Annotated in this window: 14 protein-coding genes; 5 read left to right on the top strand and 9 right to left on the bottom strand. The window is 62.2% G+C overall.

The annotated features are described in order from the left end of the window. The coding region (locus tag C9413_RS04135) for a TldD/PmbA family protein (RefSeq protein WP_170250210.1) at positions 1-1007 on the bottom strand (1007 nt) is incomplete at its 3' end. A 119-nt stretch (positions 1008-1126) separates the two neighbouring features. Between C9413_RS04135 and C9413_RS04130 the strand changes: the two genes are divergently transcribed. Then, entirely contained in the window at positions 1127-2935 is a 1809-nt protein-coding gene (locus tag C9413_RS04130; protein ID WP_039844110.1) for a monovalent cation:proton antiporter-2 (CPA2) family protein, read from the top strand. Here the strand turns inward: C9413_RS04130 and C9413_RS04125 are convergent. The 3 genes from C9413_RS04125 to C9413_RS04115 are packed head-to-tail and all read right to left on the bottom strand — an operon-like array spanning position 2932 to position 6289. Continuing rightward, positions 2932-3783 (bottom strand): patatin-like phospholipase family protein, encoded by an 852-nt coding sequence (locus tag C9413_RS04125; protein ID WP_039844109.1) that lies wholly within the window; start codon positions 3781-3783, stop codon positions 2932-2934. The two genes, C9413_RS04130 and C9413_RS04125, sit on opposite strands and share 4 nt — an antisense overlap. Before the next feature lie 60 nt (positions 3784-3843). Next, on the bottom strand, positions 3844-4404 hold the full coding sequence (rsmD, locus tag C9413_RS04120; protein ID WP_039844108.1) for a 16S rRNA (guanine(966)-N(2))-methyltransferase RsmD: 561 nt from the start codon (positions 4402-4404) through the stop codon (positions 3844-3846). Further along, positions 4385-6289 (bottom strand): pseudouridine synthase, encoded by a 1905-nt coding sequence (locus C9413_RS04115; protein WP_039844107.1) that lies wholly within the window; start codon positions 6287-6289, stop codon positions 4385-4387. The genes rsmD and C9413_RS04115 overlap by 20 nt, the downstream gene beginning before the upstream one ends. Before the next feature lie 91 nt (positions 6290-6380). Here C9413_RS04115 and C9413_RS04110 point away from each other — a divergent pair, with 91 nt between their 5' ends. Next, the gene (locus C9413_RS04110; protein WP_170250211.1) at positions 6381-6818 is read left to right on the top strand and encodes a nucleoside deaminase; all 438 of its coding nucleotides are present in this window, start codon (positions 6381-6383) and stop codon (positions 6816-6818) included. A gap of 300 nt (positions 6819-7118) precedes the next feature. Here C9413_RS04110 and C9413_RS04105 read toward each other — a convergent pair whose 3' ends face one another. The 4 genes from C9413_RS04105 to C9413_RS04090 form a co-directional block, all read right to left on the bottom strand. Next, positions 7119-7742 carry a hypothetical protein gene (locus C9413_RS04105; protein ID WP_039844104.1) on the bottom strand — a complete coding sequence of 208 codons (624 nt, stop codon included), beginning with the start codon at positions 7740-7742 and terminating at the stop codon, positions 7119-7121. A gap of 139 nt (positions 7743-7881) precedes the next feature. Further along, positions 7882-10782: an isoleucine--tRNA ligase gene (ileS, locus tag C9413_RS04100; RefSeq protein ID WP_039844103.1), complete on the bottom strand. Its 2901-nt coding sequence runs from the start codon at positions 10780-10782 to the stop codon at positions 7882-7884. 242 nt (positions 10783-11024) lie between these two features. Next, complete coding sequence (locus C9413_RS04095) at positions 11025-12008, bottom strand: bifunctional riboflavin kinase/FAD synthetase (RefSeq protein WP_170250209.1); 984 nt, start codon at positions 12006-12008, stop codon at positions 11025-11027. Between the two features lie 14 nt (positions 12009-12022). Beyond that, positions 12023-12871, bottom strand: coding sequence for a TIGR01459 family HAD-type hydrolase (locus C9413_RS04090; RefSeq protein ID WP_039844101.1), 849 nt, complete (start codon positions 12869-12871; stop codon positions 12023-12025). A gap of 361 nt (positions 12872-13232) precedes the next feature. On the opposite strand from C9413_RS04090, the gene groES reads away from it, so the two are divergent. Together groES and groL are read left to right on the top strand one after the other, a co-directional pair. Further along, positions 13233-13529 carry a co-chaperone GroES gene (gene groES, locus C9413_RS04085; RefSeq protein ID WP_004675403.1) on the top strand — a complete coding sequence of 99 codons (297 nt, stop codon included), beginning with the start codon at positions 13233-13235 and terminating at the stop codon, positions 13527-13529. A 56-nt stretch (positions 13530-13585) separates the two neighbouring features. Next, positions 13586-15223 (top strand): chaperonin GroEL, encoded by a 1638-nt coding sequence (gene groL / locus C9413_RS04080; protein ID WP_039844100.1) that lies wholly within the window; start codon positions 13586-13588, stop codon positions 15221-15223. A 35-nt stretch (positions 15224-15258) separates the two neighbouring features. On the opposite strand, the gene C9413_RS04075 is transcribed toward groL, so the two are convergent. Further along, positions 15259-15780 carry a hypothetical protein gene (locus C9413_RS04075; RefSeq protein ID WP_170250208.1) on the bottom strand — a complete coding sequence of 174 codons (522 nt, stop codon included), beginning with the start codon at positions 15778-15780 and terminating at the stop codon, positions 15259-15261. 75 nt (positions 15781-15855) lie between these two features. On the opposite strand from C9413_RS04075, the gene C9413_RS04070 reads away from it, so the two are divergent. Continuing rightward, positions 15856-16317 carry a hypothetical protein gene (locus tag C9413_RS04070; RefSeq protein ID WP_039846643.1) on the top strand — a complete coding sequence of 154 codons (462 nt, stop codon included), beginning with the start codon at positions 15856-15858 and terminating at the stop codon, positions 16315-16317. Positions 16318-16407: the final 90 nt, after the last annotated feature.

Raw genomic sequence — 16407 nt, 5'->3', positions numbered from 1 at the left:
CCGCGGCCATTGGTTTCCATGCCGATTTCACGCGCCGTCGCAGTCGAACGGAACCAATGCTTCAGGACGCCGTCCTCGATCATCACCAGACGCTCGCCGGAAATGCCTTCGCCATCGAAAGGACGCGAGGACGGGCCGCGCACAATCAGCGGATCGTCGGTGATCGAAAGGCCGGATTTCAACACCTGCTGGCCCATCTTGTCGCGCAGGAAGCTGGATTTGCGCGCGACCGAGGCGCCATTGATGGCGCCAGCGATGTGGCCGACGAAACCGCGGGCGATGCGCGGATCGAAGACGACGGTGACGCCCTTGCCGGTATCGACCTGACGCGGATTGAGGCGCTTGACGGCACGCTCGCCGGCGCGCCGGCCGATTTCGGCGTCATCGGCGCGTTCGGCGTAATAAAGGCGGCTGTCGTAATCGGAAGCGCGCTCCATGCCGGTGCCTTCGCCGGCAATGACGCTGACGGAGCGGCCGAAGCGCGAGCCCATATAGCTGCCTTGGAAGCCGTGCGAGGTGACGAGAACCAGCCCACCGAAACCAGCGGAGGCTCCGCCCCCGGACGAGTTGGTGACGCCCTTGACCTCAAGCGCCGCGGCCTCAGTCGCAAGCGCTGCCTCGCGCAGAATGTCGGTGGAAACTTCCGTCGGGTCGAAAAGCTCAAGATCGGCATAGGACTTCGCAAGCCTCTGCTCGTCGGCAAGGCACGCGAAGGGATCTTCAGGCGAGACTTTTGCCATCGCGACAGCGCGTTCGGCGAGCGCCGTCAGGTCGAAGCCCGGATTGGCGGAAACGCTCGCGACCTTCCGGCCAACGAAGACGCGCAGGGAGAAATCGTCGCTCTCAGACGATTCCGTGCCTTCGACCTTGCCGAGGCGGATGCCGACGGATTGCGAGCGAGAGCGCACGACAACCGCATCGGCGGCATCGGCGCCGGCCTTCTTGGCAAGATCGATCAACTGGCTTGCACGGGAAAGAAGTGTCGAGGAATCTATTTCTGAGGACATGATTTGGCCTTTCCTTGGGCTTCCATTTATTGTGCACTTCCGAAAGCATCAAGGCCGCGGCCGTCGATTCTTTTTCGCGCGGCTTGCGCGCTTCCCACCATTGAAAGAAACTCCGCGACATGTCCGCCCCCAATGCCCTCTTTTCCGAAACGATCCTGCTGCTCGGCGGCGCGGTCGTTGCCGCCCCGATCTTCAAGAAGCTCGGGCTCGGCACGGTGCTCGGCTATCTTGCCGCGGGCGTCGTTATCGGTCCGATATTTCATGGCATCACGGACGGCGAGCAGATTTTGGGCGTTGCCGAGCTCGGCGTCGTGTTCCTGCTCTTCATCATCGGCCTCGAGCTCAAACCCTCGCGCCTCTGGCAGATGCGACGCGACATCTTCGGGCTCGGCACCGCGCAGGTGATGCTGACGGGACTGGCGTTGACGGGCCTTTCCTATTTCTCCGGCGTTCTCGACTGGCGGGGAAGCGTCGTTGCGGGCTTTGGGCTGGCGCTTTCTTCCACTGCCTTTGCGATGCAGCTACTCGATGATGCTGGCGAGGTGAACACCAAATACGGGCAGCGCTCCTTTTCGATGCTGCTTTTCCAGGACCTGGCAATCGTGCCGCTCTTGGCGCTGATCACCATTCTCGACGGTGGAAGCGGCAGCAATGCGCCGCTTCTGGACTTTGCGATCGCGGTCGGTGCCGTCGGCGCGATGATCGTCATGGGACGCTATCTGCTGACGCCGCTCTTCCAGGTGATTGCAAGGACCGGAGCCCGCGAGGCGATGATTGTCGCGGCGCTTTTCGTAGTCATGGGATCGGCGAGCCTGATGCAGTTTGCCGGGCTTTCCATGGCGATGGGCGCGTTCCTGTCCGGCGTCATGCTTGCCGAATCGTCCTACCGGCACGAGCTTGAGGCGGATATCGAACCCTTCCGCGGCGTGCTTCTCGCTATCTTCTTCATCGCGGTCGGCCTGTCGCTGGAGCTGGACGTGCTGATCGACAACGCGCTCTTCATCATCGCCGCGGTGCCGATCGTGATGGCCGTCAAGGCGGTGATCATCTACGGACTCTGCCGGGTGAGCGGTTCTTCGCACGACGACGCCATCCGCATCGCTTTCCTGCTGCCGCAGGGCGGCGAGTTCGGCTTCGTGCTGTTTACGACCGCCGGTGCGGCGGGACTGATGAGCTTCAGCACGGCATCGCTGCTGGTCGCCATCGTTACACTGTCGATGGCGCTGACGCCGCTCGGGGCAGCACTTTCGAAACGTATGATGAAAGGCGAGGATCATGAGGAGCTCGATGAGGACTTCGAGGGTGCGGGCGCCGATGTGCTGATGGTAGGCTTCTCGCGTTTCGGCCAGATCGCCGCGCAGATCCTACTCGCGGGCGGGCGCGACGTGACGGTCATCGATTTCTCCGCGGACCGCATCCGCCAGGCGTCCTCCTTCGGCTTCCGTATCTATTTCGGCGACGGAACGCGCAAGGACGTGCTGCGCTCGGCCGGCATCGAAAAGGCGAAGATCGTCGTCGTCTGCACGCAGAAGCGGGAAATCACCGACAAGGTGGTGGACCTGGTGCAGGCCGAATATCCGCACGCGAAACTCTTCGTGCGCTCCTACGACCGTGTCCATTCGATCGCCCTCAGGAATCGCAATGTCGATTACGAACTGCGCGAAACGCTGGAATCCGGCCTGCTTTTTGGCCGCCGCACGCTTGAGGCGCTCGGGTTCGACGATGCGGACGCCTTGGAGATCGGCGAGGATATCCGCAAGCGCGACGAGGAGCGGCTCGTGCTTCAGGTAACCGGCGGGCTGCAGGCGGGCCGCGACATGCTCTTTTCCCAGCCGGTCCGGCCAGAACCGCTGGTGAAGCCGAAGCGAACGATGGATTTCGACGAAGATCCGCTAGCGGGAACGGCTGACGTGACAGCGGATGCCTAAGCCCTGAGGCGGGCTTCAAATTCCCGATCGAGTGCGCGCTTCAGTTCATCCTTGACGCCCGCAGACATCGCCAGTACCTCGCGCGCCTTGAGAAAATCCATCACGCCAGTGCGGCCGACGGCCGGGCGCAGGAAGATATGCGGCGGCTGGAGCTTGAGTTTCAGCGTGATTGCCGTCTGCATCATCAGTTGGCCGGAACCGAAAATGCTTTCCATGCGGTTCGGAATATGTGTGCCGTCGCCTTCCGGCGCACCGACGACATCGACACCGATGACGATGTCGGCAATATCCATCAGGCACTCGTAGGGGACCGGATTGCTGATGCCGCCATCGATCATCACCCGGCCGTGGAGGCGAACGGGCATGAAGACGGCAGGGATGGAAGACGATGCGGCAAGCGCCGGAAATAGCGCTCCTTCGCCGATGATGACCTCGCTCTGACCGTAGTAATCGGTCGTGATGACGTTCATCGGAATAGGCAGATCTTCGAAGCGATCGGGCAGGCCGGCCGGCAGGAAAGCCTTGAGGATACGCTCGAGATTGAACTGGCCGATACGGATGCCCTTTGCGACGGCGTCCCGGACCGTCTGCGGCCGCAGACCCCAGATGCGGCTGACGACAGCCGTCTTGTTACCGACCGTCATCAGCGCGTGCTCGCGGATCGCCTCGCCACTCATGCCGGCCGCCATGCCCGCACCCATGATGGCGCCGATCGATGCGCCGGAAATCGCAACGGGCCGGATGCCGAGCTCGTCCAGGGCTTCGATCACGTGGATATGGGCGAGCCCACGGGCACCGCCGCCGCCGAAGGCGATGGCCACCGTCGGCATGCCGCTCGCAACAGGCATTTCGCTATTCGCAATAACCGCCGCCTGCCGCACAACCCAACTCCGGATAACCCGCCGCCCTTATTCAGGCTGGTAGCGGAAGAAATGAACCCTTGTATCGCCGAAGATGCGATCTTCGAGGAAGAGATAGGAAGGATCAACCGAAACGGCAACATCCGATCGCTCTTCGAGAACGGCAATCGCGCCCGGCACGAGCCAGCCGCCCTTGGCGGCAGCCGCCATCGCCTTTTCACCCAGACCCTTGCCATAGGGTGGATCGGCGAAAAGCATGCTGAAGGGCTCGAGATTGCCGACGGAACCCAGGTCCGTGGCGTCACGCCGCAGAATGCGGGTGCGGCCGTGGAGGCCGAGCGCATCGATATTCTCCCAGAGAAGCCCCCTGCCCTCGACGCTGTTTTCGACAAAGAGCGCATGACGGCAGCCGCGCGAGATGGCTTCGAGGCCGACGGCGCCGGTGCCGGCAAAGAGATCGAGTATCCGGGTGCCGTCGATGCATTCCGAATAGGCGTGGCTCAGGATATTGAACAGGCTCTCACGCGTCCGGTCGGCAGTCGGCCGGATGTCGTTCGATTTCGGTACGGCAAGCGGCCGTCCGCGAAACTCACCGCCGACGATCCGCACCGCGCGTCATTCCCTTTCCTTTCGGTCCACCGCGCGACGGCGCGCCCGAAGGCTTGCCACCGCCGCCCGGCCGATCGCCCTTAGGCTTGCTTGAGAAATTCTTGGAGCCGCCGCCCGGCTTGCCGAAGCTCTTGCCGCGGGGCTTGTCGCCCGCAGGTTTATCGCCAAACGGCCTTTCGCCGCGCGGACGTTCGGAGCGGCCCTCGCCTTGAGCGCTGCGGGCAGTGCGCGCACGATCGCCGAAGGAATGGGGACGCTCGTCACCTTCTTCGCGCGGTCTGCGGTCGCCACGGGGCTTGTCGCTAAAAGGCCGATCCCCACGCGGAGGGCGGTCGCCTGACGGGCGGTCACCACGCGCGGGACGATCACCGAAAGGACGGGGACGTTCGTCACCCTCAGCACGTGGTCTGCGGTCGCCACGGGGCTTGTCGCCGAAGGGCCGATCCCCGCGCGGAGGGCGGTCGCCGGACGGGCGGTCGCCAGAACGGCGATCCGGGCGTGCAGGACGATCGCCGAACGAGCGCTTGCGGCCAAAACCCTCGCCGTCATCCTTGGACTTCGGCGAAACTTCGCTGGAGCGGATCCACTCGCCTTCTTCGTCGCGGGCGCGGTTGATCTGAACACGTGGCCGGTCGTCGCCGTAGCTGGAGGGCTGCGGCTTACCGCTTCCCGGCTTCTCGCCACGCTTGCGGGCGGTCTGGGCATTCTTCGCAGCCTTGGCGGCGGCCTTCTCGCCGAGCGGACGGGCGCCGGGCGCCATCCAGACATTGGCGTTTCTGCGGCTGCCAAGCGCCGGGCGCTTGGGCCGGTCGTCTTCCCTGCGGCCAACATCGCGGTCGCCTTCGCGCCTGCCATCCCGGCGGTCATCACGGCGATCGTCACGCTTGGTGTCGAGACGGCTCAAAGCACGCTCGCGCTTGTCCTCAGGCTTCCAGGAGCGCTCGCGCTTTTCCGGCTTCGTTTCCACCTCTTCCTCGGCAGCAAGGGCAGGCGCGTTGTAGATCGGGGCATCGAAGTTCGCCTTGGCGTCCTCGATCAGGCGCGGTCCAAGCTGATCGCGCAGCGTGCGTCCGCGCACTTCAACGACGTGGCCTTCTGGCAGATCGCCGAGTTGGAACGGACCGTAGGAAACGCGGATGAGACGGTTGACGTCGAGGCCGAGCGCGCCGAGCACATTCCTGATTTCACGGTTCTTGCCTTCGCGAAGACCCATGGTGATCCAGACGTTGGAACCCTGGGTGCGGTCAAGCGTCGCTTCGATGGAGCCGTAGAGCACGCCGTCGACGGCAATGCCGTCCTTCAGCTTGTCGAGCGCTTCCTGATCGATCTCGCCATGGGCGCGCACGCGGTAGCGGCGGAGCCAGCCGGTGGTCGGCAGTTCGAGCGCGCGGGCAAGACCGCCGTCATTGGTCAGCAGCAGCAAACCTTCGGTATTGATGTCGAGCCGGCCGATCGACATGACACGCGGCAGCTCTTCTGGCAGGTTGTCGAAAACCGTCGGGCGGCCCTCCGGGTCGGAATTGGTGGTCACCAGACCGGCCGGCTTGTGATAGAGCCAGAGGCGCGTGCGCTCGATGCCGCGGATCGGCACACCGTCGACCTCGATCTTGTCGGTAAGCGTCACGTTGACCACCGGCGTATCGAGCGTCTTGCCGTTCAGCGTGACGCGGCCTTCCATGATCATGCGCTCGATGTCGCGGCGCGAGGCAACGCCTGCGCGCGCCATGACCTTGGAGATGCGTTCCGCCTTGGTATCGCCTTCGGTCTCGGCGGCTGCAGCCTTGGGAACCGCCGAGCTTCTTGCCGGTTTGCCTTCGGTTTTCGGCCGCGCATCGTGCGCGGAGGGCTTGCCGCCCGGCCGTTTTGGCTTGTCTTTGAATGTCATTTGTTGTTTGCCTGCCTTTTGGGGCCTGTCTATCAGGTCGCGCCCTTGCGGTTAAGTGGGAAATTGCCGGATCGTGAAGACAAATCGGTTTATGGCGATGGCCCTTGACGAAGCGCGAGCAGCGGGCGGGCGCGGCGAAGTGCCGGTCGGCGCCGTGGTGGTGCGCAATGGCGCCGTCATCGCGCGCGCCGGCAACCGGACGCGGGAGCTCAACGACGTCACGGCCCATGCCGAAGTGGCTGCGATCCGCATGGCTTGCGAAGTCCTGAGGCAAGAGCGTCTGGTTGGCGCCGACCTCTACGTGTCGCTGGAGCCCTGCACCATGTGTGCCGCGGCCATCTCGTTCGCGCGCATCCGCAGGCTCTATTACGGCGCGGAAGATCCCAAAGGCGGGGCAGTCGACAATGGTGTGCGGTTTTACGCGCAGGCGACCTGCCATCACGCGCCGGAAGTCTATTCCGGTTTGAACGAAACGGAATCAGCGGACATTCTCAGGACGTTCTTTGCCGAAAAGAGAGAGCTTCCATGACCCGAGCATTCTTGTTCTCGCCGCCATAGTCGCGCTCGCCGCGTCGGCCTACAGGGCGCTCGCGCCGGGTGCAGGGAAAATCCCGATGAAATGGTCTTTGCGGGGCAAGGTGAATTGGTCGGCGCGCCGGCTCATGGCCTTCGGCTTCGTGCCGGCACTTGCCTCGCCATACTCATCCGGCTGACCGTAAGCGGCATGGCCGGCGGAAACGATATCGCTTTCACCGGCTGCATTCTTTTGTGCACATCGCGCTCGTTCGCAGCTGGTTTGCGGCGCGGCAGGCCTGAGATGGCCCGATAGTTACTGAAGGAAGTTCCACCACTTCTTGCCGGTGCCGGCAACTGCGGCATCCTTCTTGCGCTGCTTTGCCTTCTTGAGCTCGGGTTCGCCAAGGTCTTCCAGCTTGGCGGGATCGTCGACCTGGCGATAGGTCGACGGCGGATCGGAAATGTAGCGGCGCTGATCGAGATAGGCCCCTTTCTGCAGGGCACGGGCTTCGCGGTAGGCCTTGGTCTGCGCTTCGGTCGTCTGGCGACCGCCTTCGACGCCGTTCTTGGCGAGCGGCGAGACGTAGGTATACTTGTCCTCGTTATCGTCGGCTTCCTTGACGAGGCGTGCACGCGTTTCTTCCGGCGACTCGACCCACTGCGGATTTTCCTTGCTCGCGATCGTCTGCTGCGGCTCGACCAGCGCTTCCCTGGAAGCCTGGGCAGGCAAGACGAGCGTCGGGCGCGGCGTGTACTTGACGCCCTTGTTCTTCGGCTCGCGGGGAGCCAGAGACACGGACTGGCCGATATCGTCGCCAAGCTGCGCCATCGCCGTCGTGCCTGTACCGTAAGTCGGGCTGCAGCCGGAAGCTATCGAGCCCGCCGCCACAACAAGAGCCAGGCAAGCGCCTGCACGGAACCAACGCGTCGCTAACATGAAAACCCTTCCAGCCATGCCGGTGCAATCATCGCCCTACCGGATGATCGTCCCCCTGACGTAAAAATCCGGCCATTTTCAGGCAGCTTTTACCGGATGAACTGCAAAAGAGCAATTCATCCGGCAATTTTCTTCAGTATTACAATCCGAGTTCACGCAATGCAGCGGCATCGCGCGCCGATACATCCGGATACTGCGGATCGGAGCCGACATCCTTGGTGATACGCCAGGAGCGGGCGCATTTGGTGCCCTCGGCAAGTGCTGGCTCGACGCTAACCCCCGGAACTTCCGGCAGCCGGAAGGCTTCGGCCGGCCCCTCGGCGCCGTCGACGGCAATATCGGAGGTGATGCAGATTTCCGAGAAATCCAGCCCATCAAGAGCAGCGCGAAGCACGCTGTCGGTGACATGCACGACGGGCGCTGCTTCCAGCGACGAGCCGATCCGCTTGTCCTTGCGCTCGATCTCCAGAGCGCCGGTGACGACCGAACGGATCGCACGGACCTTCTTCCACTTGCCGGCCAGTGCCTCGTTCTTCCATTCAGGCGGGATCGCCGGGAACTGCTCGAGATGAACCGAGACCGCCGACGGATCGCGCGACAGCCACGCCTCTTCCATCGTGAAGGGCAGCATCGGCGCCATCCAGGTCACCATGCTATCGAAGATATTGCGGATGACATGGAGAGCCGCACGGCGCCGCGGGCTCGACGGCGCATCGCAGTAGAGCGTGTCCTTGCGGATGTCGAAATAGAAGGCCGAGAGCTCGACATTGGCAAAGTCGATCAGCGCGCGGGCGATCTTCTTGAAGTCGAAGGCATCGTAGTTCTCGCGCACGAGCTCGTCGAGCTCGGCCAGGCGGTGGAGCATCAGCTGCTCCAGTTCCGGCAGATCGGCGAGCGCGATCACTTCGCCCTTGTCGTGGGCGAGTGTGCCAAGCATCCAGCGGATCGTGTTGCGGAGCTTTCGGTAGGCATCGACATTCGTCTGGATGATCGTCTTGCCGACGCGAAGGTCGTCCGCGTAATCGGAGGTCATGACCCAGAGACGGAGGATATCCGCACCGGCATCCTTCATAACTTCCTGCGGCGCAGTGACGTTGCCCTTGGACTTTGACATCTTCTCGCCCTTCTCGTCCATGGTGAAGCCATGGGTGAGGACGGCGTTGTAGGGCGCGCGGCCGCGGGTAGCGGCCGATTCAAGCAGCGAGGAATGAAACCAGCCGCGATGCTGGTCCGAGCCTTCGAGATAGAGATCGGCCGGCCACTTAAGGTCCGGGCGGTCTTCCAGCGTAAATGTGTGGGTGGAGCCCGAGTCGAACCAGACGTCGAGGATATCCATGACCTGCTTCCACGGCTCGTTCGCCTTCTTGCCGAGGAAACGCTCACGCGCACCTTCGGCGAACCAGGCGTCGGCGCCTTCCTTTTCGAAGGCTTCGAGGATGCGGGCGTTGACCTCGTCGTCCTGCAGGATCTGGCCTTGCTCGTCGACGAAGACGCAGATCGGCACGCCCCAGGCGCGCTGGCGCGATAGCACCCAATCCGGGCGCTGTTCGATCATGGCGCGCAGGCGATTCTGGCCGGCAGCCGGAACGAAGCGGGTCTCATCGATCGCGTTCAGCGCACGGGAGCGCAGCGTCGTTCCGTCGCCGAGCTCCTTGTCCATATGGACGAACCACTGCGGCGTGTTGCGGAAGATGACCGGCTTCTTCGAGCGCCAGGAATGCGGATAGGAGTGCTTCAGGCGGCCGCGTGCGAAGAGCGCGTGACGGGCGATCAACGCTTTGATGACGCGCTCATTGGCATCACCCTTCTTGCCGCTGTCGTCGATAACGCGCGCCGCGCCGCCCTCCGCGTCCGGGCCGAAGCCGGGCGCGTCGATGGTGAAGAAGCCGGCATCGTCGACCGGAAACGGGATCGTGGACGAGATGCCGCGCGCTTCGAGGTCCCGCATATTGTCCATCCAGGCATCGAAGTCCTCGCGACCGTGGCTGGGGGCGGTATGGACAAAACCGGTACCGGCGTCATCGGTCACATGCTCGCCATCAAGCAGCGGCACTTGGAAATCATAGCCGCCGCCCAGGCCGTGCAAGGGGTGCGCGCAGGTGACGGCGGCAAGTTCATCCGATTTGATATCGCGAACGAAATTGAAGGTCACTTTGGCCTTGGCAGCCGACTCCTCAGCCAGGCGCCTGGCAAAGATCAGCTTCTCGCCCGGCTGCGGGCCGAAGTCGTTCTCGGCGGTCGCAACTTCGTAGAGGCCATAGGGGTAGCGCGACGAGAACGCCACCGCGCGGTTGCCGGGGATCGTCCACGGTGTCGTCGTCCAGATGACCACGAAGGCGCCGGCCAGAGCGGCGGGGCCTTCCGCGACGGGGAACTTCACCCAGATCATATCGCTTTCGACATCGGCGTATTCGACTTCGGCTTCCGCCAGCGCAGTGCGCTCGACGACCGACCACATGACCGGCTTGGAACCGCGGTAGAGCTGGCCGCTTCTTGCAATCTTCAAAAGCTCGCCGGCAATGCGCGATTCGGCGTGGAAGTTCATCGTCGTATAGGGATTATCGAAGTCGCCCTCGATGCCGAGGCGCTTGAACTCCTCGGACTGAACCTTGATCCAGCCGGCGGCGAAGTCGCGGCATTCCTTGCGGAATTCGTTGATCGGAACTTCGTCCTTGTTCTTGCCCTTCTCGCGGTACTTCTCCTCGATCTTCCATTCGATCGGAAGGCCGTGGCAGTCCCAGCCGGGAACGTAGTTGGCGTCAAAGCCGCGCATCTGGAACGAGCGGTTGATGACGTCCTTGAGGATCTTGTTCAGCGCGTGGCCGATATGGATGTTGCCGTTCGCATAGGGCGGGCCGTCATGGAGGACGAATTTTTCGCGTCCGGCCGCGGATGCGCGCAGCTTCCTGTAGAGGCCCATCTGCTGCCAGCGTGCAACGATTTCCGGCTCCTTCTGCGGCAGGCCGGCGCGCATCGGGAAGTCGGTTTCGGGCAGGTAGAGGGTCTTCGAGTAATCGATCTTTTCGGCTGTGTCGGTCATGTTTCAGCAATCGTTTCTGGGCGCCTTCACGGCGCGACGGCTTCAAAAATGTCTGATGACGGAAGCGCTCGTTTGCCCAAGCGCCAAAAACCCGGACCTTCCGGCTCAGCGCGCGCGGAAGGCCGGGCCGATAATTCGCATCGCACTCGACAGCCGGACTTTATTCATAGCGGCGGTTCATAGGCGTTTTTGCCGGGAAAAGGAAGAGGGATTTGAGGCCGTGCCCACCGGCCATCGCGGCGTCAGACGAAACAAAGCTTAAGGTCGAGTTCGCCGAGCGGCCGGACACCGGCAAGCAGCGCCCTCGCCTCCTGCTCGTCACGCTTGATCTGCTCGACGAGCGGTTCCAGGCCGTCGAACTTCAGTTCGGGCCGCAGGTGGCCGAAGAAGGAGACGGAACAGGTCCGGCCGTAGAGGTCGCCACTGAAATCGAAGAGATAGGTCTCCAACAACGGCGCACCGTTTTCGATCACCGTCGGACGGCGGCCGTAGCTCGCAACTGCATCGTGGAGCTTGCCGTCGTCCAGGCGGAAGCGGACGGCGTAGATGCCGGCTGCAAGGTCGGCCTCCGGCGGAAGCTGCCTGTTTGCGGTTGGGAAACCGAGCTCGCGGCCAAGCTTTTCGCCGCCGATCACCTCGGCCTCGATTGTGTAGCGGTAGCCGAGCTGCGCGGCGGCCTCGCTGCCATCGCCTTCCTTCAACAACTCGCGGATGCGGCTCGATGAGACGACTTCGGCATTCTCGTCGCGGAAGGCGTCGATCAGCGTGACGCCGAAACCGTATTTATGGCCGGCATCCATAAGGAAGGCCGGGCCGCCCTCGCGATTCTTGCCGAAATGGAAGTCGAAGCCGGTGACGACTTCGGAGGCGCCCAGCCAGTCCTTCAAGATGCCGTGGATGAAGTCGTCCGGCGAGCGCTGCGAAAATCCGCGGTCGAAGGGATATTCGATAACGGCATTGAAGCCGATCGCTTCCAGGATGCGGGCCTTGAGGGGTGCAGGCGTGATGCGGAAGACCGGTGTTTCCGGCCTGAAGACCGTGCGGGGATGCGGTTCGAAAGTCAGCACCAGCGCCGGGATGTCCCGCTCTTTCGAGATTTCCAGCGCGCGGTTCAGCACCGATTGATGGCCGCGATGAACGCCGTCGAAATTGCCGATGGCAATCACGCCGCCCTTCAGGTGGGCAGGCAAGGGTTCGCGGGTTTCATTGCGGTGAAAAACGGTCATCGGCGGGCTTCTTCTTATGCGAGGCGGGGCATCCACCACTTGGGCGCGGCCTTCTCGCGTTCGAGATAGGCATGCAGGATCGCCTCGTCGGTCTCGCCGTTCAGCGTGTATTCCTTCGCGTGGATACCGCCGCTGATATAGAGGAGATCGAGGCCGTAATCGAGAGCGCCGTGCACATCCGTCGGCATGCCGTCGCCGATGGCAAGAATGCGGCTTTTCGGGAAATCGCCGTGGAGTTCGTGCGCGGTTGCCAGTACGGCGTCGTAGATCGGCGCGTGCGGCTTGCCGGCGATGCGGATCTCGCCGCCCAACTGGTGGTAATAGGCAGCCATGGCGCCGGCGCAGGGTATGATGCGGTGGCCACGTTCAACGACAAGGTCCGGATTGGCGCAGACCATCGGCACGTTGCGTGCCTGAAAATCCTTGAGCATATCGGTGTAGTCTTCCGGCTTTTCCGTCTCGTCGTCGAAGAAACCGGTGCAGACCACGGATTGAGCGTCCTTCGCATCGACGCGCTCGACGCCGAGACCTTCGATGATGGCCAGATCGCGATCCGGGCCAAGCAGGAACACCTTCTTCGGGCCTTCGGCGATCAGGCCGCGGGTGACGTCGCCGGAGGTGACGATCCGGTCATAGGCGCCGTCCTGGATGCCGATCTGGCGAAGCTGGGCGACGACCTGAGGCGCGATGCGCGGCGAATTGGTGATGAGGATGACGGCAAGCCCCTCGCCGCGCGCAGCTTCCAGAGCGGCAGCGGCCGTCGGGAAGGGATCGACGCCGTTGTGCAGCACGCCCCAGACATCGCAGAACACCGCATCATAATGGCTGGTGATCTCCGCAAAACTTCTAATCCGCTTGGCCATCCGATTTCCCGATTTGCTTTCAGTCAGGCGTGACATTGCAAAGGCATGCCGCGATGGCAAGGGGTTTCCGGGCGATCTTCAGCAAAAACCGTCGGACCTTCCACGACAGGAGCGCCACGCCGTTGACAGCCTGCGCGGGCACTCCGAAGCTCAGGCAACCGACACGCGTCGAATCGGGCGATGCTTCAAACAATTCCCGCCCTCTTCACAATTCCGGCGCAAAATTCCGTGATGGGTCTTCTTGACTCCTTCTGGAGCCATCCCTAAATGCTCGGCGCTAGCACTCCTCAACGGAGAGTGCTAACACTTATCCATGTGGGCCGTCCGGCCTGCGAATGTCATTTGATCGAGGGATTAGACAATGGCAAGCACCAATTTCCGCCCCCTTCACGACCGCGTCGTCGTTCGCCGCGTTGAATCCGAAGAAAAGACCAAAGGCGGCATCATCATTCCCGATACCGCTAAGGAAAAGCCGCAGGAAGGCGAAATCGTCGCCGTCGGCTCCGGCGCTCGTGACGAGTCCGGCAAGGTCGTCGCTCTCGACGTCAAGGCTGGCGACCGCGTTCTGTTCGGCAAGTGGTCCGGCACAGAAGTCAAGATCAACGGCGAAGACCTTCTGATCATGAAGGAAGCCGACATCATGGGCATCATCGGCTGATCCAGCCGGTCGCTTTTTACCGAAATCGCTGACAACCCTTCTCAGGAGTTTTCAAAATGGCAGCTAAAGAAATTAAGTTCGGCCGCACCGCGCGCGAAAAGATGCTGCGCGGCGTCGATATCCTCGCTGACGCAGTCAAGGTAACGCTCGGCCCGAAGGGCCGCAACGTCATCATCGACAAGTCCTTCGGCGCGCCGCGCATCACCAAGGACGGTGTTTCGGTCGCCAAGGAAATCGAACTGGACGACAAGTTCGAAAACATGGGCGCCCAGATGGTCCGCGAAGTCGCTTCGAAGACCAACGACATCGCCGGTGATGGCACCACGACCGCAACCGTTCTTGCTCAGGCCATCGTTCGCGAAGGCAACAAGGCCGTTGCTGCCGGCATGAACCCGATGGACCTGAAGCGCGGTATCGATCTTGCCGTTGCTGAAGTCGTCAAGGATCTCCAGGCCAAGGCCAAGAAGATCTCGACTTCGGAAGAAGTTGCGCAGGTCGGCACGATCTCCGCAAACGGCGACAGCCAGGTCGGTCGCGACATTGCTGAAGCCATGCAGAAGGTCGGCAACGAAGGCGTCATCACTGTCGAAGAAGCCAAGACCGCCGAAACCGAACTCGAAGTCGTCGAAGGCATGCAGTTCGACCGCGGCTATCTCAGCCCGTACTTCGTGACCAACCCGGAAAAGATGGTTGCTGACCTCGAGGACGCCTATATCCTTCTGCACGAGAAGAAGCTCTCGAACCTGCAGTCGATGCTTCCGGTTCTCGAAGCCGTCGTTCAGACCGGCAAGCCGCTGCTGATCATCGCTGAAGACGTCGAAGGCGAAGCGCTTGCAACGCTCGTCGTCAACAAGCTGCGCGGCGGGCTGAAGATTGCTGCCGTCAAGGCTCCGGGCTTCGGCGACCGCCGCAAGGCCATGCTCGAAGACATCGCGATCCTGACCGGTGGTACGGTCATCTCCGAAGACCTCGGCATCAAGCTCGAGTCCGTCACCCTCGACATGCTCGGCCGCACCAAGAAGGTTTCGATCTCCAAGGAAAACACCACGATCGTCGACGGCGCCGGCGCCAAGTCCGACATCGAAGGCCGCGTTGCGCAGATCAAGGCGCAAATCGAAGAAACCACCTCCGACTACGATCGCGAGAAGCTGCAGGAACGCCTTGCCAAGCTCGCAGGCGGCGTTGCCGTCATCCGCGTCGGCGGCTCGACGGAAGTCGAAGTGAAGGAAAAGAAGGACCGCATCGACGACGCCCTCAATGCGACGCGCGCTGCTGTTCAGGAAGGTATCGTCCCCGGCGGCGGCGTCGCCCTGCTGCGTTCCTCCGTCAAGATCACGTCCAAGGGCGTGAACGACGATCAGGAAGCCGGCATCAACATCGTTCGCAAGGCGCTGCAGTCGCTGGTTCGCCAGATCGCTGACAACGCTGGTGACGAAGCTTCGATCGTCGTCGGCAAGATCCTCGACAAGAACGACGACAACTACGGCTACAACGCCCAGACGAGCGAATATGGCGATATGATCGCCATGGGTATCGTCGACCCGGTCAAGGTCGTCCGTACGGCTCTGCAGAATGCAGCCTCGGTTGCTTCGCTGCTGATCACCACGGAAGCCATGATCGCCGAGCTGCCGAAGAAGGACGCTCCGGCAATGCCGGGCGGCATGGGCGGAATGGGCGGCATGGACATGATGTGAGACTGAGGTCTCGCATCTGAGCCATCCGGTTCAGTTCAGGAAAGGGCGGTCTTCGGGCCGCCCTTTTCTTTTGAAGCGCGATTCGCAGCCGCGCACGCGCAGGGCAAGCTTTCCAAAGCGTTTAACTTGGCCCGTTTACTTGCCGCCACCAGCCCGTAGCTTTCGCGAAGCTTGTGCCGCCAGATTGTTCGACAAATATTCGAATTTCGCTTAAAGAGGCATTTGTCGAGCAAAAACCACTTCTTTGCTAAGCGAAACCAGGCGCAATCCATCACAAATTGATTCCTTGTACTTCTCATGCGACGTTTTCCAGCAAAATAGCCGGTTGAACCGTCTTGGCCGGACGAGGGTCCCACCCCGAAAAAGCCGTTGCCGTTTGGCGAAAAGCTCCTATAAATCCGCGCTGCAATTGATGCGCGTTCGAGGATCGTTTTCGCCCGCCAGCGAGGATGGAACGCCGTCTTAACCTGCGCGAACATTCGGCGACGACCGTTTGCGCGACAAGCAAGAGCAAGCCTCAGTGCCCCGCCGGGGTCGAGGTTCCAGACCGCAGGCATGATGCCTAGCGCCGAATGACCCTGTTTCGCTCTGACCGCAGCGCAGCCGAGACTGCGCCCGAACCGGGGAACCCCTTGTTTAAGATCGCCAAAGCAACTGTTGCCGCCCCCCTGATGCCTGGATCGCTGGATCTGACCCATCGTAACCAGGATATGATTGCGCAATTCTCGGTCTCCGAGGCCTGGGCCGGCGACTTTTCAAGCGGAATCATCCGCCTTGGCGACTGGAGCAGCCTGCTGCATGGCCTTTCGACACAGGAATGCGGCCTTCTAAGCCTGCTGCGCTGCTATGATCCGAAAGATCGGGGGCATATCCTCGCGCTTTTCGAACAAGCCACAACACTTTCGTCGTCCTTCTGCTTTTCCACCACGATCATGATGCCGAACAGCCTGCGTCAGCCGGTTTTCTGCATGGGTGAATCGAGCGGAGTGGAGGAAAAATTCAGTGGCAGCATCGCGGGGGTCTTCATCTTTCCGCGCTTCAAGCTGGATGGGGCAAACCAGACGGCAAGCCGGCAACAAGCGCAAGCATCATAAACGTCAGGCGGACTGTGTGGAAACGCGTGATCGACGGTGGCTGTGGTCAGATTTTCAGCCAATCCCGTCAGTTGTGCGCGAAGGCAGCGC

Origin of the sequence: Rhizobium sp. SEMIA 4085, assembly GCF_013004495.1 — a bacterium.
Lineage (GTDB): Bacteria > Pseudomonadota > Alphaproteobacteria > Rhizobiales > Rhizobiaceae > Rhizobium > Rhizobium gallicum.
The sequence above is the reverse complement of the archived record's forward strand: the minus strand, read 5'-3'. Positions and strand labels throughout refer to the sequence as shown.

Excerpts from the sequence above, each read along its gene's own strand:
- C9413_RS04130 (WP_039844110.1), top strand. The coding sequence starts at position 1,127 with ATGTCCGCCCCCAATGCCCTCTTTTCCGAAACGATCCTGCTGCTCGGC.
- C9413_RS04125 (WP_039844109.1), bottom strand. The coding sequence starts at position 3,783 with ATGCCTGTTGCGAGCGGCATGCCGACGGTGGCCATCGCCTTCGGCGGC.
- C9413_RS04115 (WP_039844107.1), bottom strand. The coding sequence starts at position 6,289 with ATGACATTCAAAGACAAGCCAAAACGGCCGGGCGGCAAGCCCTCCGCG.
- C9413_RS04110 (WP_170250211.1), top strand. The coding sequence starts at position 6,381 with ATGGCGATGGCCCTTGACGAAGCGCGAGCAGCGGGCGGGCGCGGCGAA.
- C9413_RS04105 (WP_039844104.1), bottom strand. The coding sequence starts at position 7,742 with ATGTTAGCGACGCGTTGGTTCCGTGCAGGCGCTTGCCTGGCTCTTGTT.
- ileS (WP_039844103.1), bottom strand. The coding sequence starts at position 10,782 with ATGACCGACACAGCCGAAAAGATCGATTACTCGAAGACCCTCTACCTG.
- C9413_RS04095 (WP_170250209.1), bottom strand. The coding sequence starts at position 12,008 with ATGACCGTTTTTCACCGCAATGAAACCCGCGAACCCTTGCCTGCCCAC.
- C9413_RS04090 (WP_039844101.1), bottom strand. The coding sequence starts at position 12,871 with ATGGCCAAGCGGATTAGAAGTTTTGCGGAGATCACCAGCCATTATGAT.
- groES (WP_004675403.1), top strand. The coding sequence starts at position 13,233 with ATGGCAAGCACCAATTTCCGCCCCCTTCACGACCGCGTCGTCGTTCGC.
- groL (WP_039844100.1), top strand. The coding sequence starts at position 13,586 with ATGGCAGCTAAAGAAATTAAGTTCGGCCGCACCGCGCGCGAAAAGATG.
- C9413_RS04075 (WP_170250208.1), bottom strand. The coding sequence starts at position 15,780 with ATGCCTGCGGTCTGGAACCTCGACCCCGGCGGGGCACTGAGGCTTGCT.